The 21012-nt window shown below is 72.2% G+C and carries 19 protein-coding genes; 6 read left to right on the top strand and 13 right to left on the bottom strand.

The genetic code is table 11. The annotated features are described in order from the left end of the window. Positions 1–61 precede the first annotated feature (61 nt). Positions 62–1381: a serine-threonine protein kinase gene (locus AB0472_RS03120; protein WP_366352900.1), complete on the top strand. Its 1320-nt coding sequence runs from the start codon at positions 62–64 to the stop codon at positions 1379–1381. Positions 1382–1434: 53 nt separating this feature from the next. On the opposite strand, the gene AB0472_RS03115 is transcribed toward AB0472_RS03120, so the two are convergent. Next, complete coding sequence (locus tag AB0472_RS03115) at positions 1435–4224, bottom strand: penicillin acylase family protein (RefSeq protein WP_366352899.1); 2790 nt, start codon at positions 4222–4224, stop codon at positions 1435–1437. A 268-nt stretch (positions 4225–4492) separates the two neighbouring features. On the opposite strand from AB0472_RS03115, the gene AB0472_RS03110 reads away from it, so the two are divergent. Together AB0472_RS03110 and AB0472_RS03105 are read left to right on the top strand one after the other, a co-directional pair. Beyond that, on the top strand, positions 4493–5095 hold the full coding sequence (locus AB0472_RS03110) for a hypothetical protein (RefSeq protein WP_366352897.1): 603 nt from the start codon (positions 4493–4495) through the stop codon (positions 5093–5095). Positions 5096–5180: 85 nt separating this feature from the next. Next, on the top strand, positions 5181–5900 hold the full coding sequence (locus AB0472_RS03105; protein ID WP_366352896.1) for a 3-keto-5-aminohexanoate cleavage protein: 720 nt from the start codon (positions 5181–5183) through the stop codon (positions 5898–5900). A 14-nt stretch (positions 5901–5914) separates the two neighbouring features. Here the strand turns inward: AB0472_RS03105 and soxR are convergent, their stop codons facing one another. Continuing rightward, positions 5915–6391: a redox-sensitive transcriptional activator SoxR gene (gene soxR / locus AB0472_RS03100; RefSeq protein ID WP_366352895.1), complete on the bottom strand. Its 477-nt coding sequence runs from the start codon at positions 6389–6391 to the stop codon at positions 5915–5917. Positions 6392–6513: 122 nt separating this feature from the next. Here soxR and AB0472_RS03095 point away from each other — a divergent pair, with 122 nt between their 5' ends. Further along, entirely contained in the window at positions 6514–6975 is a 462-nt protein-coding gene (locus AB0472_RS03095) for a MaoC family dehydratase (RefSeq protein ID WP_366352893.1), read from the top strand. Between the two features lie 13 nt (positions 6976–6988). Here AB0472_RS03095 and AB0472_RS03090 read toward each other — a convergent pair whose 3' ends face one another. The 3 genes from AB0472_RS03090 to AB0472_RS03080 all read right to left on the bottom strand — a co-directional run bounded on the left by AB0472_RS03090 (position 6989) and on the right by AB0472_RS03080 (position 9317). Further along, a complete protein-coding gene (locus AB0472_RS03090) occupies positions 6989–7612 on the bottom strand; it encodes a TetR/AcrR family transcriptional regulator (RefSeq protein ID WP_366352892.1) in 624 nt (207 codons plus the stop codon). Between the two features lie 133 nt (positions 7613–7745). Further along, on the bottom strand, positions 7746–8033 hold the full coding sequence (locus AB0472_RS03085) for a YiaA/YiaB family inner membrane protein (protein ID WP_366352890.1): 288 nt from the start codon (positions 8031–8033) through the stop codon (positions 7746–7748). Positions 8034–8165: 132 nt separating this feature from the next. After that, positions 8166–9317 (bottom strand): acyl-CoA dehydrogenase family protein, encoded by a 1152-nt coding sequence (locus AB0472_RS03080; RefSeq protein WP_366353448.1) that lies wholly within the window; start codon positions 9315–9317, stop codon positions 8166–8168. A 61-nt stretch (positions 9318–9378) separates the two neighbouring features. On the opposite strand from AB0472_RS03080, the gene AB0472_RS03075 reads away from it, so the two are divergent. Continuing rightward, entirely contained in the window at positions 9379–10035 is a 657-nt protein-coding gene (locus tag AB0472_RS03075; RefSeq protein ID WP_366352888.1) for a TetR/AcrR family transcriptional regulator, read from the top strand. Between the two features lie 202 nt (positions 10036–10237). Beyond that, positions 10238–11173, top strand: coding sequence for a DMT family transporter (locus tag AB0472_RS03070; RefSeq protein ID WP_366352886.1), 936 nt, complete (start codon positions 10238–10240; stop codon positions 11171–11173). A gap of 25 nt (positions 11174–11198) precedes the next feature. Here the strand turns inward: AB0472_RS03070 and AB0472_RS03065 are convergent, their stop codons facing one another. From AB0472_RS03065 to AB0472_RS03030, 8 genes are all read right to left on the bottom strand, one after another. Continuing rightward, entirely contained in the window at positions 11199–12287 is a 1089-nt protein-coding gene (locus AB0472_RS03065) for a Zn-dependent alcohol dehydrogenase (protein WP_366352884.1), read from the bottom strand. Between the two features lie 13 nt (positions 12288–12300). Further along, complete coding sequence (locus AB0472_RS03060) at positions 12301–13689, bottom strand: aldehyde dehydrogenase family protein (RefSeq protein ID WP_366352882.1); 1389 nt, start codon at positions 13687–13689, stop codon at positions 12301–12303. A gap of 95 nt (positions 13690–13784) precedes the next feature. Continuing rightward, on the bottom strand, positions 13785–14237 hold the full coding sequence (locus tag AB0472_RS03055) for a DUF3574 domain-containing protein (protein WP_366352880.1): 453 nt from the start codon (positions 14235–14237) through the stop codon (positions 13785–13787). 86 nt (positions 14238–14323) lie between these two features. Continuing rightward, positions 14324–14974, bottom strand: coding sequence for a class F sortase (locus tag AB0472_RS03050; protein WP_366352878.1), 651 nt, complete (start codon positions 14972–14974; stop codon positions 14324–14326). Next, positions 14961–15713 carry a hypothetical protein gene (locus tag AB0472_RS03045; protein ID WP_366352876.1) on the bottom strand — a complete coding sequence of 251 codons (753 nt, stop codon included), beginning with the start codon at positions 15711–15713 and terminating at the stop codon, positions 14961–14963. Before AB0472_RS03045 ends, AB0472_RS03050 begins: the two co-directional genes overlap by 14 nt. Before the next feature lie 101 nt (positions 15714–15814). After that, the gene (locus AB0472_RS03040; RefSeq protein ID WP_366352874.1) at positions 15815–17059 is read right to left on the bottom strand and encodes an MFS transporter; all 1245 of its coding nucleotides are present in this window, start codon (positions 17057–17059) and stop codon (positions 15815–15817) included. Between the two features lie 71 nt (positions 17060–17130). Continuing rightward, positions 17131–18555: a citrate:proton symporter gene (locus AB0472_RS03035; RefSeq protein WP_366352872.1), complete on the bottom strand. Its 1425-nt coding sequence runs from the start codon at positions 18553–18555 to the stop codon at positions 17131–17133. 87 nt (positions 18556–18642) lie between these two features. Beyond that, the gene (locus AB0472_RS03030) at positions 18643–20922 is read right to left on the bottom strand and encodes a molybdopterin oxidoreductase family protein (RefSeq protein WP_366352870.1); all 2280 of its coding nucleotides are present in this window, start codon (positions 20920–20922) and stop codon (positions 18643–18645) included. Positions 20923–21012 lie beyond the last annotated feature (90 nt).

The following is a 21012-nucleotide window of genomic DNA, read 5'->3' as shown; positions in this document are numbered from 1 at the left end:
CTTGCCCCGTGGCGGGACGATGCGGCCGTATCGCACCTGTTCGGGGCACGAGGAGCCTGGTATGGCGGATCCTGGGATGAGCGTGGCTCCCTACTGGGAACTGACCTTCGACGCGGACGGGGACCCGGACGGCGCCGAACGCGACCGGCTGCTGGGCGAGATCGGCGGCCACGGACTCCGCGACCTGATCGTCTTCGCGCACGGCTGGAACAACGACCGCTCGGGCGCGACCCGCCTGTACCGGCGGTTCTTCGCGCCGGTCCCGAAGCTCGCGCCGGAGGCACGGATCGGGTACGCCGGGGTGATCTGGCCGTCGATGCGGTTCTGCGACGAGCCGATCCCGGACTTCCCCAAGTCGGTGGTGGCCACGGAGGCCGAGGAGGCGCAGGCGCCCGTCCTCGACAAGGACACCCGGCACGCGCTCCTGGAGACCTTCCCGGGGCGGGCCACCGTGGTCGACCAGCTCGCGCGGCTGCTGGACCAGCGGCCGGCCTGCGAACTGGAGGAGTTCGGGCGGCTGGTACGGGTGCTGGTCGAGGTCCTCCCCGGCGGCCCGCAGCCGCTGTTCGCGGCGGACACGCTCGCGGAGGGCGTCCCGCAGAGCGAGCCCGTGCTGTTCAGCGGGGACGTCACCACCCTGTGCGAGGAGTTCGCGGCGGCGCTGGCCGCCCTCCGGGGACACGGCGGCGGGGCCGGGTTCACGGTGCCGGACCCCTGGGACGGCGCGAAGGAGCTGCTGCGGCAGGCGGCGTACTACGCGATGAAGCGGCGCGCGGGGACCGTCGGGGAGCGGGGGCTGGGGCGGGTGATCGGGCAGCTGGCCGGGGCGGCACCGGACCTGCGGGTGCACCTGGTGGGACACAGCTTCGGCGGCCGCCTGGTGTCGTTCGCGCTGCGCGGGCTGCCCGACGGGGTGCGCGCGGTGAAGTCCGTGACCCTGCTGCAAGGGGCGTTCTCGCACTACGCGTTCGCCGCCCGGCTGCCCCACGACCCGCGTGCCGGCGGCGTGCTCCAGGGGCAGCAGAACCGGATCGACGGCCCGCTGGTGTGCTGCTACTCCCACTTCGACCAGTCACTGGGCACGCTGTATCCGCTGGCCTCGCGGATGGCGGACGACTGCGAGTCGGCGCTGGGCGAGGACGTGGCGCGGATGCTGGGTGCCAGGTGGGGCGCGATGGGCCACGACGGCGTCCAGGAGGTGCCGGGCACCCGGTCGCTGGACCTGGCGGCGGCGCTGCGCGGTCCGCTCGCCGCGCCGGGCTGTGTGAACGTCGACGCGGCGGCGGTCGTCAAGCGGGGCGGCCCGCCGTCCGGGGCGCACAGCGACATCGTGCACCCCGAACTGGCGCGGGTGGTGCTGGCGGCGGGGCGCATCGGGTGACCCCGCCGCCGTGGGGCATCAGCTCGCCGGTTCTCGGTTCACCGGCGGTCGGCTCACCGGTGTGACGTGAACTCGACGACCTGCTGGAAGGTCGGGCGGTTCTGCCAGCTGATGTTGTAGTGCTTGATGCCGCCCAGGGTGCGCTGCACGATCGAGTCGGCGCACCACTGGTCGCCCGCCGAGCACAGCGAGTCCCCGGGGTAGACGGTGGACGCGCTGGTGCCGGCCGCCGTCTTCAGGGTGCTGATGAGGATGTCCCGGCAGGCGCTGAGGCTGCCGCCGCCGCAGTACTGCTCGGCCAGCGGTCCCGACACGGTCTGCCCGAGCACCGACCGGATGTCCTTGTCGACATAACTCCACCAGCCGTACTGGAAGGAGCTGCCGGCATGCGCACCGGTCGGTCCGTGGGCGGCCGACGGGGTCTCGTCGATGTACAGGTTGTTGGTGAACGCGGTGTACAGGTCGTTACCGAGGCCGGGCTGGAACTCGGCCTTCACCAGCAGCGGCCACCAGGCGTCCAGGATCCGGATGGCGTCGGCGTTGGCGTACGTCTTCGAACCCGCCGAGGTCTCCGTTCTCTTGCCGCCCGCGGTCAGCCAGGTCTGCAGCTTGGTGACGGCCGCGGCGGCCGTGGAGTCGGTCACCGTACTGCTGTTGACCACCTTCAGCAGGTCCGGCAGCACGTCCTCGGCCCGCAGGTCGGTGAGCGACGCGTCTGCCATGGCCTTGACAAGCACGGATCTGGTGACCCCGCCGGCGGCGACGAGTTTCTTGACCCGGTCGTTGAGCAGGTTGCCGCGGTGGACCGAACCGTCGCCCCAGCTCGCGGTCGTGTAGTTCAGCGCCTGTTTGTTGTTCCAGGAGATGTAGTAGTCCTGGTCGATGGACTGGGGGTGCTGGGCGGCCGGGGTGTAGTCGGCCGTGTTGGTGGACGGGTCCCAGTTCTGCCACTCGTAGGCGGCCTGACCCCAGACCGGGAACTCGGGGTCGACCCCGCTCGCCCGCACCGGGTTGTTGCCGCTGTTGTAGTACGCGGTGTGCGTGGAGTCGGCGTAGAACCAGTTGAAGGTGTAGTTGATGTGCTGCACCGCGCTCTGGAAGGTCTGCGGGCTCTTCACGTAGTCGGGATCGTTGAGCATCTGGAAGCCGATGATCGAGTCGGCCTCGTGCATGTAGGAGGATCTCAGGGTGGTGTAGGCGACCTTCTTCCCGCCGACGGTGGCCCGGTATTCGACGGGGCCGTACTTGGTCTTCCAGACCTTCATGGTGTACGAACCGGCGGCCGTGCCGTCGGCCGTGGTGGGCTTCCAGGAGTTGGTCTGCTCGACCTCGTCCATGGCCGTGCAGGTGCCGTGGAACAGGTAGTGGTAGTCGTCCTGGCAGAGTTCGACCGCGTAGGAGTCGATGATGTCCTGCCCGGAGGTGGTCGCGGACCACGCGTAGTCCTGGCCGCGGCCCAGTTCGACGTACATGCTCAGGCCGGCGAAGGACGCGCCGCGGGCGCTGATGCCCGGGCCCTGGATCTCCTGGAGCATGAGCAGCTGCGGGGCGAAGTAGCCGGTCTGCGGTCCGAAGACCGCGATGGGATGGCCGCTCGCGGTGTACTTGCCGCTGACGACGAGGGCGTTGGACATGCCGCGTCTGGCCGAGCTGAGCGCGGTCCTGGTCGCCGCCTCGGACGCCGCGGTGGCGCTCTGGTCGGCGCCGGTGCCGCTGGCGTTGTAGACCAGTGGTTCGGTGGTCACCGAGCCGGCGTCGGGCAGCGCCTCGCCCTGCGGGTTGTCCGGTTTGGTGCCGTACGGGAAGCTCTCGCCGTTGTGCACGGTGAGCACGGCCTCGGGGTCGTTGCGCTCGCGGAACGACTCCCAGACCTTGGTGCCCTCCGTCACGCCGTACTTCTCCTGGGCGGCGAGCAGCGATATGGCGTTGTTGACCTCGCCCCCGCCGCCGGAACCGAACAGCGCGCCGATCACGGAGGCCAGCGCGACCAGGTCGGTGATCTTGAAGTGGTCGATCGTGCCGGCGTTGGTGATCGAGTCCTTGTGCCCGGTCAGCACGTACTCACCGGGGAAGTACCGGCCGCTGTCGGAGGCATCGATGTAGGAGTTGATGCCGTCGAGGTAGGCGTCGGCGTCGGCGAGGGCCTGCTGGCCGCGGGCGCCGTTGTTGGCGACGGCGTTGTCGATCTGCGCCTGGAGGTCGGCCTCGGAGTAGGGGGCGTTGCGGTAGAACTCCTGCTCCAGGCCCTGGTTGGAGGCGGCGCCGCCGGCGAAGGTGGTGAGCTGGCCGCGGCCGACGTGCCGGAACACGTCCATGAGCCACAGCCGGTCCTCAGCCGCCGCATATCCCGCGCCGAACTCCGTGCCGTATCTGGTGGTACCGGTGATATGCGGCACACCGGTCTTCTTGTCGCGGACGATGGTGACGTCGCTGCGGCCGGCCGGCTTCTCGGTGGAGGCGACTTGATCGGACGCGACCCCGAACGACGAGTCGTTGAAGAACGTGTTGATCTTCGCGTCGGTGAGGGTGGAGTAGCCCGTGGCCAGGCTGTTGTAGGTGCCCAGCTGGTCCTCGGCGTGGTCGGGCTCGGTGCCGAAGATCTGGTTGAGCAGGATCTGGGCGAGGGTGGCGTTGCCGTTCTCGCCGGGCGGCAGGATGTCGGAACACTGGCCGCCGCAGTAGTCGTTGGAGGCCGTGGCCGCCCCTGCCGGGGTCGCCGCGGCCAGCGGGGAGAGCAGCCCGGCGATGAGCACGCATACGGATGCGGCTTTCAGGAACCCGGGGAGCTTGCGGGGAGTTCTCAGTCTGTCGAACAACGCGTGATGTCTGGTGCGCCGTGGCATGGCAGCTCCTCACGACGGGGGTGGTGCCGGACGTTACCGCCGGTATCCCCGGGATTGAAGATGAACATGCGTCAAGTTTTGGAGTGGTCGCCCGCGTCGGCGGTGTCACCGGCGGTCGGTCAAGGCGGGCGGCCTTATGGACGGCATCGGAAATCGGATGGAGCCGATTCGAGTGTCGATACGTCTATACGGCAACGCCGCGCGGAGCCCGTGCGGCGACGCCGAAGTGACCGAAGTACAGCTGCAGGTGTGACGGAGGTGCAGGGCGATGGCCGGTTTCCGGAGCCTGGCGAGACAGGTGCGAGACCCACGGTGCGATCTGGCGCTACGGCGCTACTCGCTGCGCAAGTGCCTGGAGCGGTTCGCTCCTTACGGGCACCGCGCGACCTGGGACCATCTCTGCTCGCGGGCCGGGTTCGGTCCTGAGGACCGGTCCCCCGATCCAGCGCGTCTCGTGGGCGCACTGGAGGAGCTGGAGGAGGCGCGCACGGTGTGGCTCGGCTATGAGAGCGAGTTCGCGGAGCGCCGCAAGAAGGAGAAGCACGACGGGCTGCGCCGCCCGGGCAGCGTGGACGACTGGCACCGGCTGACCTGGGGCGGATTCGGAGTGGCCTGGTGCGACGACCCACGGGTCCATCCCGACGAACCACTCGCCGAGGTGCTGCGACGGCTGATCGCCGCCCTGGAGCGCGAACCGGGTGCGGTCTGCCCGGTGTGCGAAGGGGAGCACCTCATCTGGAAGTACGACCTGGACCACGAGCCCTCCGCCGGTCCGGTCTGCGCGGACTGCGGGATCCTGGTGCCGCGTCCGGTCCTCACCCCCGAGGCCCTGGCCTACGCCAGGCGCGGGCGGCTCCTCATGTCGGCCTGACCACGTGGGGGTGCGCCGGGGATGCCGCACCCCCCAACTGCCGGGGACCTGGCCGCTGTCACTGGCGACCGGCACCATTCGAGTCATGGAACTGCAGGTCTGCCTGAACGGACGCCGTGGCACCGCCGACGGCGCGGCCGTGCCGATGTCACCGGCCGCTCTGGCGGACTCCGCCGCCGAGGCGGTCGCGGCCGGCGCGACGGAGATCCATGTGCACCCGCGGACCCCGTGCGGACGGGAGAGCCTGTCCCCGCGCGTGGTCGAACCGACCCTGGACGCGCTGCGCGCACGGCGGCTGCGGGTACCGATCGGAGTGACCACCGGCGCCTGGGCCGCGCCCGATCCGGCGCTGCGGCTGCAGCAGGTGGGCACCTGGTCCGTCCTGCCCGACTTCGCCTCGGTCAACTGGCACGAACCCGGCGCTGAGGAACTCGCGGCGGAGCTCATGGTCATGGGGATCGGCGTGGAGGCGGGCATCTGGTCCGGCACGGACGGGGCGGCGCGGTTCGCGGCCTCGCCGCTGGCGCCGCGGGTGCTCCGGGTGCTCGCGGAGGTGACGGACCCCGACCCGGCCACCGCCGAGGCGTCGGCGCGGACCCTGCTGGCCGGGCTGGGCACGGCGCACGGCCGCCCGGTCCTGCTGCACGGCGAGGAGGGCGGCACCTGGCCGGTGCTGCGACTGGCGGGCCGGCTGGGCCTCGCCACCCGGATCGGCCTGGAGGACACCCTGCTCCTCCCGAACGGCGAACGAGCGCTGTCCAACGCCGAGTTGGTGGCCGAGGCGCTGCTCCGGCACGGCCGGTGACGGAAGCGCCGCCCCTATCGCCGCGTCACCCGCTCCACCCGCTCCGGCAGCAGCCGGGAACCCGCGCGCCGCTCGCCGAACGCATCGTCCGGGTTGGAGAGCACACAGGTGTCCAGCGACAGGCAGCCGCAGCCGATGCAGTCGGTCAGGTGATCCCGCAGGCGGTTGAGCTGTCTGATGCGTTCGTCCAGTTCGGCGCGCCAGGCCGCCGAGAGACGGGCCCAGTCCTCGTGGGTCGGGGTGCGCTCCTCGGGGAGTTCCGAGAGGGCCTCGCGGATCGTCGCGAGGGGGATGCCGACGCGCTGTGCCGCCCGGACGAAGGCCACCCGGCGCAGGGTGTCGCGGGTGTACCGGCGCTGGTTGCCGGAGGTCCGCCGGCTGCTGATGAGGCCCTTGGACTCGTAGAAGTGCAGCGCGGAGACGGCGGCACCGCTGCGTGCGGACAACTGACCCACGGTCAGCTCGTGGATCTTCTCGGGAATCTGCGGCACCCCGCAGAGCCTACCCACGCGGCGCGGGCCCCGGTCCGTTGACAGGGGACGCATACCCGACCATGCTAAGCAGTTGCTTAGACAATGCACGCGTGATGTGTGAGTGCGAGAGGGCCGGCGACATGGCAGAACCGAGGATCTTCACCTCCCCCGACGAGCTGAAGGCGGCCGTGGGCGAGCAGCTGGGCTGGACCGACTGGCTGGAGGTCGACCAGAAGCGGATCGACCTCTTCGCGGAGGCGACCGGCGACCACCAGTGGATCCACGTCGACCCGGAGAAGGCGGCCAACGGCCCGTTCGGCACGACGATCGCGCACGGCTATCTGACCCTGTCGCTGCTCCCGCTCTTCGGCCCCCAGCTGATCGCGGTCGAGGGCGTGAAGATGGGCGTGAACTACGGCACCAACAAGGTCCGCTTCCCCGCCCCCGTCCCGGTCGGCTCCCGGCTGCGCGCCACCGCGAAGATCACCGGGGTGGAGGACGTGACGGGCGGCGTCCAGGTGACGGTCGCCTTCAGCGTGGAGCGCGAGGGCGGCGACAAGCCGGTCTGCGTCGCGGAGTCGGTGTCCCGGTACTACCTCTGAGGACGGCCGGCCGCTACCTGGCCCCGACCATCCGCAGCACGAGGTCGGCGTAGAGCGCGCCGACCTCCTCGGGGGTCCGGGGACCGTTCACGTTGAACCAGCGGGCGACGTCGATGCAGAGCGACAGCACGGCCAGGGTGGTGCCGTGCACGTCGATGACGTCGAACTCGCCGGCGGCGAGGCCCTCCTCGATGATCCCGCGCACCTCGGCGTCGACCTGGCGGCGCAGGTCGAGGATCTCGGCGCGGGCGTCGGGGCCGAGCGCGTCGAGTTCGTACTGCACGACCCGGGCGGTGGTGCGCCGCCCGGCGTGCCAGCGGACGAAGGAGCTGACGGCGTCGGCGAGCCGTTCGGCGGCGGTGCCCTCGCGCCGCGCGGCCGTCTGGAGGATCTCCAGGGCCTTGTCGTGACCGATGCGGCTGATCCGGTGGAGCAGCTCTTCCTTGGTCTTGTAGTGGATGTAGAGCGCGGCGGGGCTCATGCCGGCCCGGCCCGCGATGTCGCGGGTGGTGGTGGCGTGGTAGCCGCGCTCGGCGAAGGCCTCGACGGCGGCGACCAGCAGGCGCCGGGCCGCGTCAGGGGTGACCTCTTCCCACGGCTCGACCTCGCCGCCGGTCGTCTCCTCCGCCGTACTCATCGCTCGCTCGCCCCTCTCGGTACCGGAGCTCCACCATACCGCCCCGGCTGAGCGAGCGCTTAGTGTGCCCGCTCAGAGCTTTCCCCGGGCGGCAGCGGGCCTGAAGCTCCTCTCCGGGTCGCCCCGGTCCCCCTCAGAGCTTCTCGAAGGGGTCGTGCTCGGCGAGCAGCTTCTCCAGCCTGGCCTGGTCGACGCGGCTGACGATCTGCCCGGCCTCCTGGCGGTCACGGACGACCTTCGCGAGGGTGAAGGCGGAGGTGACGAGGTAGAGCACGGCGATGCCGAGGAAGCCGCGCACCCAGGCGTCGGCCTGGAGCCGGAAGATGCCGATGGCGGTGGCCGTGATGGCGAGGGCGAAGGAGGCGACGGCCTGACCGTAGAAGGCGGCCGTGCTCTGGTGTCTGACCGGTGTGTCACTCATGGTCAGAGCATCGCCGGACGTGGCCCGCGCCACATCCGTCCGGATACTCCCCGGACACTCCGCAGATACTCAGACCGGATACTCAGACCGGGCGCCCGGGCCCACGCCGAGGCCGGACGCCCCGGGACGCGCTCAGAACGCCGAGACGCCCGTCAGTGCCCGCCCGATGAGCAGCTTCTGGATCTGGCTGGTGCCCTCGTAGAGGGTCATCACGCGGGCGTCACGCAGGAGCTTGCCCGCCGGGTACTCGTCGATGTAGCCGTAGCCGCCGAAGACCTGGAGGGCGTTGTTGGCGGCGCGCACGGCGGCCTCGGAGGCGAAGAGCTTGGCCTTGGAGGACTCGGTGGCGAACGGCAGCCCCCGGTCGATCAGATCGGCGACCCGCCAGGTCAGCAGACGGGCCGCGTCCACGTCGACGGCGATGTCGCTGATGAGTTCCTGGACGAGCTGGTGCCCGGCGATCGGCGTGCCGAACTGCTCGCGCTCCCCCGCGTACCGCACGGCCGCGTCGAGCGCGGCCTGCGCTATCCCGACGCAGCCGGCGGCGACCGACATCCGCCCCTTGGCGAGCGCCGACATGGCGACCGAGAAGCCCTTGCCCTCGGGACCGAGCATCGCCGAGGCGGGAACCCGGACGTCCTCCAGGACGAGTTCGGCGGTGGCCTGGCCGCGCAGGCCGAGCTTGCCGTGCAGGGGACGGCGGGTGAGGCCGGGGGTGTCGGCCGGCACCAGGAAGGCGGAGACACCCTTGTGCCCCGGGGCGTCGGTGGAGCGGGCGAAGAGGAGGACGACGTCGGCCCAGGTCCCGTTGGTGATGAACGTCTTGGTGCCGCTGACGACGTAGTGGTCGCCGTCGCGAACGGCACGGGTGGTGAGGTTGCCTGCGTCGGAGCCGGTGCCGGGTTCGGTGAGGCCGAAGCAGCCGACGTACGAGCCGGAGGTGAGCCCGGGCAGCCAGCGCCGCTTCTGCTCCTCGGTGCCCCAGGAGGCGACGGTCTTGGCGACCAGCCCCAGGGAGACGGACACGATCCCGCGGACCGAGGAGTCCCCGCGGCCGAGTTCCTCCGTCACCAGGCAGTACGCGAGGTGGTCGCCGCCCGAGCCGCCGTACTCCTCGTCGACGGTCAGGCCCAGGAAGCCGACCTCGCCGAGTCGCTTCACGATGCCCCGGTCGACCTCCTCGGCGCGGTCCCAGGCGATCACGTTCGGGGCGATCTCGCGGTCGACGAAGTCCCGGGCGAGCTGCCGTACGGCGGTCTGCTCCTCGCTGAGCCCCAGGTTCACCATGCGATCACCCTTTAAATTAGCACTGCTAGTTTCTTTTCCCGGCCCTACTATGTGCGCCATGGCCCGACCGCGCAAGCCCCTGCTCAGCACCGACCGGATCGTCCGGGCGGCCCGGGAACTCGTGGACACGGAGGGTCTGGCGGCCGTCTCCACCCGGCGGCTCGCGGCCGAACTGGGGGTGAGCGGGCCCTCGCTCTACAACCACTTCCGCACCAAGGACGAGATCCTGGAGGCGGTCGCCGACTCGGTCAGCGCGCAGGTCGACCTGTCGATGTTCGACGACGTCGGGCACCCTGCCGGGCGGGACTGGCGGACCGCGCTGCACGACTGGGCGGTGTCCTACCGGGCCGCGCTCCGCGACCACCCGAACATCGTCCCGGTGCTGGCCCGGGGCCCCGGCCGGCGCCCGGCAGGGCTGCGGCTCGCCGACGCGGTCTACGGCGCGATGGTGGGCGCGGGGTGGCCGCCGGCGCAGGCGACGTCGATCGGGGCGCTGATGCGCTACTTCATCATGGGGTCGGCGCTGGGGTCGTTCGCCGGGGGGTTCGTGGACGACGCGAGCGCGTACGATCCGGCCGACTACCCGCATCTGGGGCAGGCGCATCTCCTCTCGGAGCGCCAGGAGAAGATCGACGAGCGGGCGTTCGAGACCGGGTTGCGGGCGCTGCTGGACGGATTGCAGGAGCAATTTTCCAGGGTGGGGCAGACGATGTGAGGTGCGGGGTGCGGCGGCCGGACGTCGGGTGCGGGTGAGTGGGGGCCGGTCGCGCAGTTCCTCCCCCAGCCTTCGGCCGGGGGGACCCCCAGCGCCCCTTGCGGGGCGCTGCGCAGCCGTGTCTTTCAACCTTGCCCGGCTGCCACCCACCCGTCCGAAATCCGCCAGCCCCGACCCGCTCCCACTCCCTACCCTCGACCCTATGAAGAAGCCCGACCACCGCCTCCTCCCCGTCGCCGCAGCCGCCGTCACCGTGGTGCTGTGGGCGTCGGCCTTCGTGTCGATCCGCAGTGCGGGCGGCTCCTACTCCCCCGGCGCACTCGCCCTCGGCAGGCTGCTGTCCGGGTCGCTCGTGCTCGGGCTGCTGTGCGTCGTACGGCGCGAAGGGCTGCCGCCCAGGTCCGCCTGGCGCGGGATCGCGATCTCCGGGCTCCTCTGGTTCGGTTTCTACAGCGTCGTGCTGAACTGGGGCGAGCAGCAGGTGGACGCCGGCACCGCCGCCCTCGTCGTGAACATCGGCCCGATCCTGATAGCCCTGCTCGGCGCCCGGCTGCTCGGCGACCCGATGCCGCCGCGGCTGCTCGCGGGGATGGCCGTGTCGTTCGCGGGCGCGGTGACCGTCGGCCTGTCCATGTCGGGCGAGGGCGGCTCCTCGGTGCTCGGTGTGGTGCTGTGCCTGCTGGCGGCCGTCGCGTACGCCGGCGGGGTGGTCGCGCAGAAACCGGCGCTCGGACGGGCGAGCGCACTCCAGGTGACGACGTTCGGGTGCCTGATCGGCGCCGCCCTGTGCCTGCCGTTCTCCGGGCAGCTCGCCCGCGAGGCGGCCGACGCCCCGCTCTCCGCGACCCTCAACATGCTGTACCTGGGCGTGTTCCCGCTCGCCCTGGCCTTCACCACCTGGGCGTACGCGCTCGCCCGTACGACGGCCAGCCGGATGGGCGCGACCACCTACGCGGTGCCGGCGCTGGTCGTCCTGATGTCGTGGCTGGCGCTCGGGGAGGTGCCGGGTGCGCTGACGCTCGCGGGCGGCGTGCTGTGCCTGGCCGGTGTCGCGGTGTCCCGGTCGCGGGCGCGGACCTCCCGGGTCGTGGCCGCCGCGCAGGAGTCCCGGTCCGAGGAGACCCGGAGGCCTGCGTGACGGCACCCGCCCGCGGCCCGACCGCTCAGAACACCACCAGCGCCCGGCCGCCCTTGCCCGCCAGCATGTTCTCGAAGGCGACCGGGATGTCCTCCAGCGCGATCCGCTCCGTCACCAGCATGGACAGGTCCAGGCGCCCCGCCCGGACGTGTTCGGCGAGCAGCGGCAGGTCGCGGGCCGGGTCCGAGTTGCCGTAGACACAGCCGGAGAGGGTGCGGCCCCAGTGGAAGAGCTCCAGGGCGTTGAAGGTGACCTGTTCGGTCCTGGCGCCGATGCCGACCACCGTCGTACGGCCGCCCCGGCGGGTGGACTCCCAGGCCGCGCGGATGCTGACCGCGCGGCCGACGCACTCCACGGCGACGTCGACGCCCTGCTTGCCGGTGAGGGCGCGGATCGCGCGGGGCGTGGTGTCGGAGGCGACGACGTAGTCCGTGGCGCCGGCGGCGCGCGCGAGCGCTTCCTTCTCCGCCGAGACGTCCACCGCGACGATCCGGGAGGCGCCCGCGATCCGGGCCGCCTGCACGGTGGCCAGACCCACCCCGCCGACGCCGAACACCGCCACCGTCTCGCCCGCGCGGACCCGTGCCGAATGGTGGACGGCCCCGTAACCGGTGAGGACCGCGCAGCCGAGGAGGGCCGCGTCGGTGAGCGGGATGCCGGCGGGGAGCGGGAGGACGCAGGACTCGGCGACCACGGTCTCCTCGGCGAAGGCCGCCACGTTCAGGCCGGGGTACAGGTCGGTGCCGTCCGCGGTACGGGCGTACACGTCGGCGGAGCCGTTCAGGGCGTTGGCGCAGAGCCAGACCTCGCCGAGCGCACAGGCGTGGCAGTTGCCGCAGGAGGGCGCCCAGTTGAGGACCACCGGGTCGCCCGGGGCGAGGCGGGTGACGCCCTCGCCGACGGCCACCACCGTGCCCGCGCCCTCGTGGCCGAGGACCGCGGGGACCGGTACCCGCATGGTGCCGTCGGAGAGGGAGAGGTCGGAGTGGCAGACACCGGCGGCGGCGAGCCGGACCCGGACCTGGCCGGGGCCGGGGTCCGGGAGTTCGATCCCGGTGACCGACAGCGGGGCGCCCACGGCGGGCAGTACGGCGGCTCGGACCGTGAATGTCATCGCAGCGGCCTCCTCAGAACTGCAGGGACTTGGTCTGGAGGTACTCGGCGAGACCGTGCGCGCCCAGCTCGCGGCCGACGCCCGACTGCTTGTAACCGCCGAACGGGGCAAGGGGGTTGAAGCGTCCGCCGTTGATGTCAACCTGCCCGGTGTCCATGCGCCGGGCGAAGGCCACCGCCTCCGCCTCGTCCCCGGCCCAGACGGCGCCCGCGAGCCCGTAGACCGTCCCGTTGGCGATGCGCAGGGCGTCGTCCTCATCGGCGTAGCGCAGGATCGACAGAACCGGGCCGAAGATCTCCTCCTGCGCGATCGTCATCTCGGGGGTGACGTCGGCGAAGACGGTCGGGCTGACGAAGTAGCCGCGCTCGTGCGGGGATTCGGGACCGCCGGCGACCAGCCGGGCGCCCTCCGCGACACCCTTCTCGATGTAACCCCGCACCCGGGCCCGCTGCCTGGCGCTGACGACCGGTCCGATCCGGTCGCCGTACTTGGCCGCCGCCGCGGCCGCGAGTTCCACGGCCTCCTCGTACCGGTCGGCGTGCACCAGCATCCGGGTCCAGGCGCTGCATGTCTGGCCGGAGTTGGACATCACGTTGGCCACGCCGACGTTGACGGCCCTGGCGAGGTCGGCGCTCGGGAGGATGACGTTCGCGGACTTGCCGCCCAGTTCGAGGGCGACCTTCTTCACGGCGGCGCCTGCCAGCGCGCCGATCTGCCTGCCGACGGCGGTGGAGCCGGTGAAGGAGACCAGGTCGACGCCCGGGTGCTCGGCGAGGGCCTGCCCGGCGACCGGGCCGAGGCCGGTGACCAGGTTGAACACGCCTGCCGGGAAGCCGGCCTCGTGCACGGTCTCCGCGAACAGCTGGGCGGTGAGCGGGGTGTTCTCGGCGGGCTTCAGCACGACCGAGCAGCCCGCGGCGAGCGCCGGGGCGACCTTGGCGACGATCTGGTGCAGGGGGTAGTTCCAGGGTGTGATCGCGCCGACCACGCCCACCGGCTCCTGGTAGACGGTGGAGTTGCCGACCTTCTCCTCGAAGGGGTGGGTGGCTGCCAGTTCGGCGTACGAGCCGGCGACCGCGATCGGCACGCCCGCGTGGACCGCCTGGGAGAACGGGAGCGGTGCGCCCAGTTCGGCGGTGACCGTCTCGGCGATCTCGTCCTTCCGGGCCGCGAGCGCGTCGCGCAGCGCGCCGAGCCGGGCGGCCCGGTCGGCGGGCGGGGTCGCGGCCCAGACCGGGAGGGCGGCACGGGCGGCGCGTACGGCGGTGTCGACGTCCAGCGCGCCGGCCGCCGGGACCCGGCCGACGACCTGCTCGTCGACCGGGTTCACGACCTCGATCACGTCCCGGCTCTCGGCGGCGCGCCAGGCGCCGTCGATGTACAGGCCGTCGTGTGCCTTCATGCTGCTTCCTCCCGGCGGGGCTGCGTCGTCCGAGTCACAAACTAGCGGCGATAGTTTTAGCGCGCCAGACGTGCCCCGGACCCGCTTCGGGACCATCAGAAGTCGACCTGGGCCCGTTCGTCCACCCTGCCCACGCTCTCCTGCGCGAAGGCCTTCTCGTAGGCCCGCCGGATCTCCTCGATCTTCCGGTCGCTGTTCTTCGCCGACGCCTGCGGATACAGCAGGACCAGCACGTACGAGCGCTCCCTCTCGATCGTCCCGCGCGCGTCCCGCCACTGGCCGCGCCCGCTCTGCACGGTGAGCCCGGCGGGGAAGTCCGGGGTGACCTCCTTGTCGACGAACGCCGTGAACTGCCGGTCGGTGACGGCGGGTCCGCCGTCCGGGCGGGCGGTGCCGAAGAGCAGCCGGGTCTCGATGTACGGCTTGCCACGCGCCAGTAGGGCGGAGGGGTGGCCGGCGGCCAGTGCCGTGTACGCGGCCGGAGCGCCGGCGAGCAGGATCCCGGCCACCGCGAGGGCCGACCGGTTGCGGAGGGAACGAGTGCTCATGCCCCCTTCCTAGAGGGACCGCCCCGCCCGGGTCCGTGCTTCCGGCCGGAGTTCACTCGTCCAGGTCGAACCGCGGCCCCACCCGGTCACTTCGTCGCGGTCAGGTGCGCGAAGACCACCACGTTGCTGGTGTAGCCGGTCCGCCGGCTGAAGAGGCCACCACAGGTGATCACCCGGAGTTCGGGACGCCGGGTCGGGCCGTACACCTCCTTGTCGGGGAAGCCGGCCTTGTCGTAGACCTTCACCCGGTCCACGGTGTAGACGGCGGTGTGCCCGTCCACGCGCCCGGCCTCGATCCGTTTGCCGGGCTTGACCTGGGCGAGCGCCGCGAAGACGGCGGGCCCCGTCCTGGTGTCACGGTGGCCGACGGCGATCGCGAGGCCGGACTCGCCCGGCGTGGCGCCCCCCTGGAACCAGCCGATCAGCTTCGGGTCGTCGACCGGTGGGGTCTCCAGCTGCCGGCCCCGGTCGAGCCGGACCCCGATGACCGGCGCGTCGACACCCAGGAAGGGGATGCGCATCGACGTCGGCCGGGACCGGGGCAGCGGGCGGGGCGGGGGTCCGGCCGCGTCCGGGCCGGCCGCCGCCAGGGCGTCCGACCCGTCCGACGCGGCCGACCCGTCGTGCCCCCACCACCGGACCACTGTCACCAGGAGGACGGCCAGCAGGGCCGTCCTGGCGAGGCGGTAGGCGCGGGTCCGGTACCAGGGCCTGCGTCGGCGCCTACGCGGCGCCATGCGGACGGCGGCGGATCAGCCGGACGTACACCACACCGCTGGCCGCGACCAGCGTGACGGCCGTGGCCGCGGCCACGGGCGAGAACGCGGCGGTCGTGTCGGCGATGCCGCCGCCGCCCGCGTGCACACCGCCCTGCGGGCCGTTGTGGTCACCGCCCTGTCCCCAGGACGAGTCGTTCCGCTGGTTGTCCTGGATCTGCCCGTTCGGACCGTCCTGACCGCCCTGGCCGCCCTGGCCGTTCGGGCCGTTCGGGCCGCCCTGGTCGTTGGGGCCGTTGGGGCCGTTCTGGCCGTTCTGGTCCTGCGGACCGTCCTGCCTGCCGTCGTGGCAGTTGACCCGGAAGACCTTCTCCTTCCGGGCGCCGTCCACGGTCCACGCGAGCCGGTACTGCCCGTCCGCCAGCCCCAGCGGGTCGGTGTGGCCGGCGCCCCCGGCGAGCTGGATGGTGCCGGCGACGGTGGCGGCGGTGGGCAGCGGCGGCTGTGGCGTGATGGTGTAGGCGATCTGGGCGAGGATGTCGAAGTTGACGGCGTCGAGGTAGAACTTGCAGACCAGCGGGTCGTCCTTCGAGACGCCGAAGGGCACGCCCACACGGTGGAGCCTGATGTCGCCGTTCTCTCCCTGGGCCACCGCGTTCGGCGCCGCCACCCACGACGCACCCGCCGCGGCGAGGGCGGAGAGGAGGACGGTGGCGGCCGCGCGGGAGCCGGCGGCGCGTGGAAGTGTGAGCGTTGGCATGCAAGCTCCTCCGAGTTAGATGATTTTCATACAAATCGGCCTTTCGTCTGGACTGTCACTCATGCACTCCACGACCCGCGGCATCCACGTCCGACGCGCCGTCAGATATCGCTCGTGCGGCGCAATGCCGGGCGCTTCCGCCGCGCCGAGGCCACCCGGCCGGCGCCCCCGCCCCGTCCCGCCGACCCCGGCGAGCGCACCGCCACCCCCGCCGAGACCAGCAACAACGCGCCCAGCATCACGAACGGCGCGGCCACCCCGGCCACTCCCGCCAGCAGCCCCGCCCCGGCCGGCGCGGCCACCTGGCCCAGCCGGTTGCCGGTCAGCCGCAGGGCGAGCGCCGTGGAGCGGGCCCCCTCGGGTGCGGCCTGGACGACCGTCGTCATCGACAGCGGCTGCCCGACCCCCAGGCAGAAGCCGAGTACGGCGAGCATCAGGGCCAGCACCCACACCGGCACCGGCACCGCGATCGCCGCGCACAGCACCGCCGCCAGGAAGCAGGTCACCGTCAGCAGCACCGGCCGCCCGAGCAGCCGCAGCAACGGTGTGAGAACGAGCCGGCAGGCGATCGTCGCCCCCGCCCGCACACTGAGCAGCACGCCGATCACGGCCGGGGAGATGTCCCGGTGTTCGCCGACCACGGGGAGGTACGCGGTCAGGATGTCGGTCGCGGACAGCACCGAGAGGCTGATCAGCATGCCGGCGGGAACCCCCCGGGCGCCCAGGATGCGGCCCACCGGCACCCGCTCCCCCTCCGCCGCACGGGACTTGACCGCCGTACGGTCCTCGATGCGCCACAGCGACGTGAACGCGACCGCCGCGCCCGCGCCCGCCACCACCAGGGCGAGCGCACTCGTACCCGCCATGTCCGGCCCGCCGATGACCGCGCCCGCGGCGATCGGCCCGACCAGCTGACCCAGCGACGCGCCGATGGTGAAGTGGCCGAAGTTCCGGTCCTGTTCGTGCGGCGCCGACTGCCGGGCCACCAGCGACTGCGCGCCGATCACGAAGCAGAGGTGGCCGAGGCCCATCACCCCGCTCCACAGGGCCATCGTCCAGAGCGAGCCGGCGACTCCGCTGAGCACGCAGCCGCCGGATATCAGCACGACGCCGACGGGCAGCAGGGGCGCGCAGCGGCCGTGGTCGGTGCGGCGGCCCAGCGGTACGGCGGCGAAGAGCGGGAGCAGGGCGTAGACACCCGCGAGGACGCCGACGGCGCGTTCGTCGGCGCCGAGGGCGAGCGCCAGGTAGGAGACGGCGGGTCGGGCCATCGACACGGCGCCCTGGGCGAAGCCGAAGGCGATGACGAGACGGAGCAGCCAGCGGCGGTTCGTGCCGGGCGCCATGGTGAAACCTCCCAGTGGTATGTCACATACTCCCCCGCGGTGCCATGTGACACAGCACTGTGAGTGCCAGGTCACACGGTCCCGAACAGGATCCCGGCCCCGAGCACCACCGCCGACGTCAGCGCGGCCCACTTCACGACGAACCGCGTGTGGTCGCCGAACTCGACCTTGGCCATGCCGACCAGGACGTAGGCGGCGGGCACCAGCGGGCTGGACATGTGCAGCGGCTGGCCGACGATCGAGGCGCGGGCGATCTCCACCGCGGAGACGCCGTGCGCCTGGCCGGCCTCGGCGAGCACCGGGAGGATGCCGAAGTAGAAGCCGTCGTTGGACATGAAGTACGTGAGCGGGATACTCAGCACGCCCGTGACGAGGGCCATGTGCGGGCCCATGCCGTCGGGGATGTTGCCGACCAGCCAGTCCGCCATGTGGTCGACCATGCCGGTCCCCTGGAGGACACCGGTGAAGACGGCGGCGGCGAAGACCATGCCGGAGACGTTGAGGACGTTCTCGGCGTGCGCGCCGATCCGGGCCTTCTGGTCGGGCATCCGGGGGTAGTTGACGGTCAGGGCCAGGGCCGCGCCGAGCAGGAACAGCACCGGGATCGGCAGCCACTCCATGATCATGGCGGTGAGCAGGGCGACCGTGAGCAGCGCGTTGAACCAGTACAGCCCGGGCCGCAGGGTCTCCCGGTGCGGGTCGAGACCCCGGAAGCCGTCGTCCCCGGGCTCGCCGGGGAGCTCCGCGCCCGCGCCCGAGCCCTGGTCGCCGCCTGCGGAAGGAGCCCCGCCCGCGCCCACGAGAACCGGCTGCGGCTCCTCGACCAGCACCTCGTCCAGCGTCAGTACGCCGAGCCGTCTGCGTTCGCGGCGGCCGAGGACGTAGGCGAGCGCGAGGACGGACAGCAGGCCCGTGGCCAGCGCGGGGATCATCGGCACGAAGATGTCGCTCGCGTCCAGCTTGAGCGCGGTGGCTGCGCGGGCGGTGGGACCGCCCCAGGGCAGCGTGTTCATCACGCCGTTGGCCGTCGCGGCGACACCGGTCATCACGACCATGCTCATCTTCAGGCGCTTGTACAGCGGGTACATCGCCGAGACGGTGATCATGAAGGTGGTGGAGCCGTCACCGTCGAGCGAGACGATCGCGGCGAGTACGGCCGTGCCGACGACGATCCGCAGCGGGTCGGCCCTGCAGAACCTCAGGATCCCCTTGACGACCGGGTCGAAGAGGCCGACGTCGATCATCACGCCGAAGTAGACGATCGCGAACATCAGCATCGCCGCGGTGGGCGCGAGGCCGGTGACGCCGTCGATGACGTAGTCGCCGAGGTGGGCGCCCTTGCCGACGGCCACGCAGAACAGCGCGGGGATCAGCACGAGCGCCGCGATCGGCGACATCTTCTTCAGCATGATCAGGACCAGGAAGGTCGCGATCATGGCGAAGCCGAGGATGGTCAGCATGGGTGGATCACCTAACGTTCGCCCTTGAACTCCCACCAGGGCCGGCGGTGCGGACGACGTTAGGTCGCGTCAAACGTCGTTAACAAGACGTTGACGCGCGAGCAATAAGCGCGAAAGTCCAGGTCACGGGGTTGCGGTCGGCTCGGCGGTCACTTCGGCGGTCACTTCGGCCGTCACTTCGGCGCTGACGTCGACGGGGATGCCGTTGAGCACGGCGTTGCCGGACAACGGGTCGAGCAGGCTGCCGTCGAGGAGCTGGTTGACGTTGACGCCGGGGGCGGTGGCGGCGTGGCTGAGGCGGGTGCCGGGGCGGTCGTGGCCCCAGCCGTGCGGGAGGCTGACGACGCCGGGGCGAACGCCGTCGGTGACCTCGGCGGGGGTGACCACCTCGCCGCCGGCGCCCCTGACCCGGACGTCGGCGCCGTCGCGGACACCGAGGCGTCGGGCGTCCTCGGGGTGGATGTGCAGGGTGCAGCGGTTGGTGCCGCCGGTGAGGGCGGGCACGTTGTGCATCCAGCTGTTGTTGGAGCGCAGGTGGCGGCGGCCGACGAGGACGAGCGCCGCGGGGCTGGCGTCCAGGGCCGCGCGCAGCCGGGGCAGGTCGTCGGCGATCGGCCGCGGCAGCAGTTCGACCTTGCCGCTCCGGGTCTTCAGCGGCTGCGGGAGGCGGGGCTGGAGCGGCCCGAGGTCGATGCCGTGCGGGTGGGCGAGCAGCTGCTCCAGGGTGAGGCCGTCGGGGCGGGCGCCGAAGCCGTCCCCGTAGGGGCCGAGGCGCAGCATCAGGTCGAGCCGGCGCTCGGGGCCGGTGTCCCCGGTGAGCAGCGCGGCGAGTTCCTGCGGGTCCCGGCCGTGCACGGGCGAGTGGGGGTCCCCGACCGCCTTCCCGAGGGTCTGACCGATGACCATGTCGTCCACGGCGGAGGGTTCGGCGCCGTGCCTGCCGCCGGCCGCGAGGACCAGGCGGGCCAGGATCTCGGTCTCGGCCATCCGGCCGGGCTCCAGCGGGACGGCGGGGCGGCAGTAGCGGACCTGGTTGCGCACGGCGAGGGTGTTGAAGGCGAAGTCGTGGTGCGGGCTCTGCGAGGGCGGCGGCGGGGGCAGTACGACGTCGGCGTGGCGGGCGGTCTCGTTGAGGTAGGGGTCGACGCTGACCATGAAGTCGAGGGAGTCCAGGGCCTTGTCGAGACGGTCGCCGTCCGGGGCGGAGAGGACGGGGTTGGTGGCGATGGCGATCAGGGCCCGGATCGGTGCGCCCTCGGCCGTCGCGGTGTCGATCTCCTCGGCGAGCGCGGAGAGCGGCAACTCACCCTTCGCCTCCGGGTGTTGGCTGACCCGGGAGTGCCAGCGGCCGAGCGCGAAGCCCCGGCCGGGGCCGGCCGGGCGCGGGGTCCGGTCGGTGGCGGCCTGCGGGAAGAGCGCGCCGCCGGGCCGGTCGAGGTTGCCGGTGAGGATGTTGAGGACGTCGACGAGCCAGCTGGCGAGGGTGCCGTGCGGGACGGTGCAGCTGCCGATCCGGCCGTATACGGCGGCGGTGCGGGCGGCGGCGAGCTCGCGGGCGAGGACGCGGATGGTGCCGGCGTCGACGTCGGTCGCGTGGGCGACCGCGTCCGGGGTGAAGTCGCCCAACTCGGCGCGGAGTTCGTCGAGGCCCTCGATGTGCGGGGCGAGGTGTCCCGGATCCACCAGGTCCTCCTCGAAGAGGACTTGGGCCATCGCGGCGAGCAACAGGGCGTCGGTGCCGGGCCGGACGGCGATGTGCCGGTCGGCGAGCTTGGCGGTGCGGGTGCGGCGCGGGTCGATGACGGTGAGGGTGCCGCCGCGGGCCCTGAGCGCCTTGAGCTTGCCGGGGAAGTCGGGGGCGGTGCACAGACTCCCGTTGGACTCCAGGGGGTTGGCGCCGATGAGCAGGAGGTGGTCGGTGTGGTCGAGGTCGGGCACCGGTATCGCGTTGGCGTCGCCGAAGAGCAGTCCGCTGGAGACGTGCTTGGGCATCTGGTCGACCGTGGACGCGGTGAAGACGCTGCGGGTGCCGAGGGCACCGACGAGGAGCTGCGGGTAGAGCCCGCCGGCCACGGTGTGGACGTTCGGGTTGCCGAGGACGATGCCGACGGAGTCCGGTCCGTGGCGCTCGACGATGCCCCGCACCCCGGCGGCGACCGCGTCGAAGGCCTCCGTCCAGGTGGCCTCGCGCAGCTCGCCGTCCCTGCGCACGAGGGGGGTGCGCAGCCGGTCGGGGTCGCCGTCGACGGCGCCGAAGGAGGCGCCTTTCGGGCAGATGAACCCGTTGCTGAAGACGTCCTCGCGGTCACCGCGGGCGCCGGTGACGCGGGTGCCTTCGATGGTGAGGGTCAGGCCGCAGGTGGCCTCGCACAGAGGGCAGATGCGAAGGGCGGTGCGGGGCATGGGGGCCTCCGGGGGGGGTGCGGCGATGGAGGGGGTGGCCGGACTCGGGGTGAGCATACCGGGCGGTATGTGGGGAGGGGAGTCCTGTTG

Origin of the sequence: Streptomyces sp. NPDC086777 (assembly GCF_040702065.1) — a bacterium.
Classification (GTDB): domain Bacteria; phylum Actinomycetota; class Actinomycetes; order Streptomycetales; family Streptomycetaceae; genus Streptomyces.
This window is presented reverse-complemented; position numbering and strand designations above follow the sequence as displayed.

Excerpts from the sequence above, each read along its gene's own strand:
- AB0472_RS03090 (WP_366352892.1), bottom strand. The coding sequence starts at position 7,612 with ATGAGTACGGCGGAGGAGACGACCGGCGGCGAGGTCGAGCCGTGGGAA.
- AB0472_RS03045 (WP_366352876.1), bottom strand. The coding sequence starts at position 15,713 with ATGCCAACGCTCACACTTCCACGCGCCGCCGGCTCCCGCGCGGCCGCC.
- AB0472_RS03095 (WP_366352893.1), top strand. The coding sequence starts at position 6,514 with ATGGCAGAACCGAGGATCTTCACCTCCCCCGACGAGCTGAAGGCGGCC.
- AB0472_RS03050 (WP_366352878.1), bottom strand. The coding sequence starts at position 14,974 with ATGGCGCCGCGTAGGCGCCGACGCAGGCCCTGGTACCGGACCCGCGCC.
- AB0472_RS03120 (WP_366352900.1), top strand. The coding sequence starts at position 62 with ATGGCGGATCCTGGGATGAGCGTGGCTCCCTACTGGGAACTGACCTTC.
- AB0472_RS03055 (WP_366352880.1), bottom strand. The coding sequence starts at position 14,237 with ATGAGCACTCGTTCCCTCCGCAACCGGTCGGCCCTCGCGGTGGCCGGG.
- AB0472_RS03105 (WP_366352896.1), top strand. The coding sequence starts at position 5,181 with ATGGAACTGCAGGTCTGCCTGAACGGACGCCGTGGCACCGCCGACGGC.
- AB0472_RS03110 (WP_366352897.1), top strand. The coding sequence starts at position 4,493 with ATGGCCGGTTTCCGGAGCCTGGCGAGACAGGTGCGAGACCCACGGTGC.
- AB0472_RS03060 (WP_366352882.1), bottom strand. The coding sequence starts at position 13,689 with ATGAAGGCACACGACGGCCTGTACATCGACGGCGCCTGGCGCGCCGCC.
- AB0472_RS03030 (WP_366352870.1), bottom strand. The coding sequence starts at position 20,922 with ATGCCCCGCACCGCCCTTCGCATCTGCCCTCTGTGCGAGGCCACCTGC.
- AB0472_RS03070 (WP_366352886.1), top strand. The coding sequence starts at position 10,238 with ATGAAGAAGCCCGACCACCGCCTCCTCCCCGTCGCCGCAGCCGCCGTC.
- AB0472_RS03085 (WP_366352890.1), bottom strand. The coding sequence starts at position 8,033 with ATGAGTGACACACCGGTCAGACACCAGAGCACGGCCGCCTTCTACGGT.
- AB0472_RS03065 (WP_366352884.1), bottom strand. The coding sequence starts at position 12,287 with ATGACATTCACGGTCCGAGCCGCCGTACTGCCCGCCGTGGGCGCCCCG.
- AB0472_RS03040 (WP_366352874.1), bottom strand. The coding sequence starts at position 17,059 with ATGGCGCCCGGCACGAACCGCCGCTGGCTGCTCCGTCTCGTCATCGCC.
- AB0472_RS03115 (WP_366352899.1), bottom strand. The coding sequence starts at position 4,224 with ATGCCACGGCGCACCAGACATCACGCGTTGTTCGACAGACTGAGAACT.
- AB0472_RS03075 (WP_366352888.1), top strand. The coding sequence starts at position 9,379 with ATGGCCCGACCGCGCAAGCCCCTGCTCAGCACCGACCGGATCGTCCGG.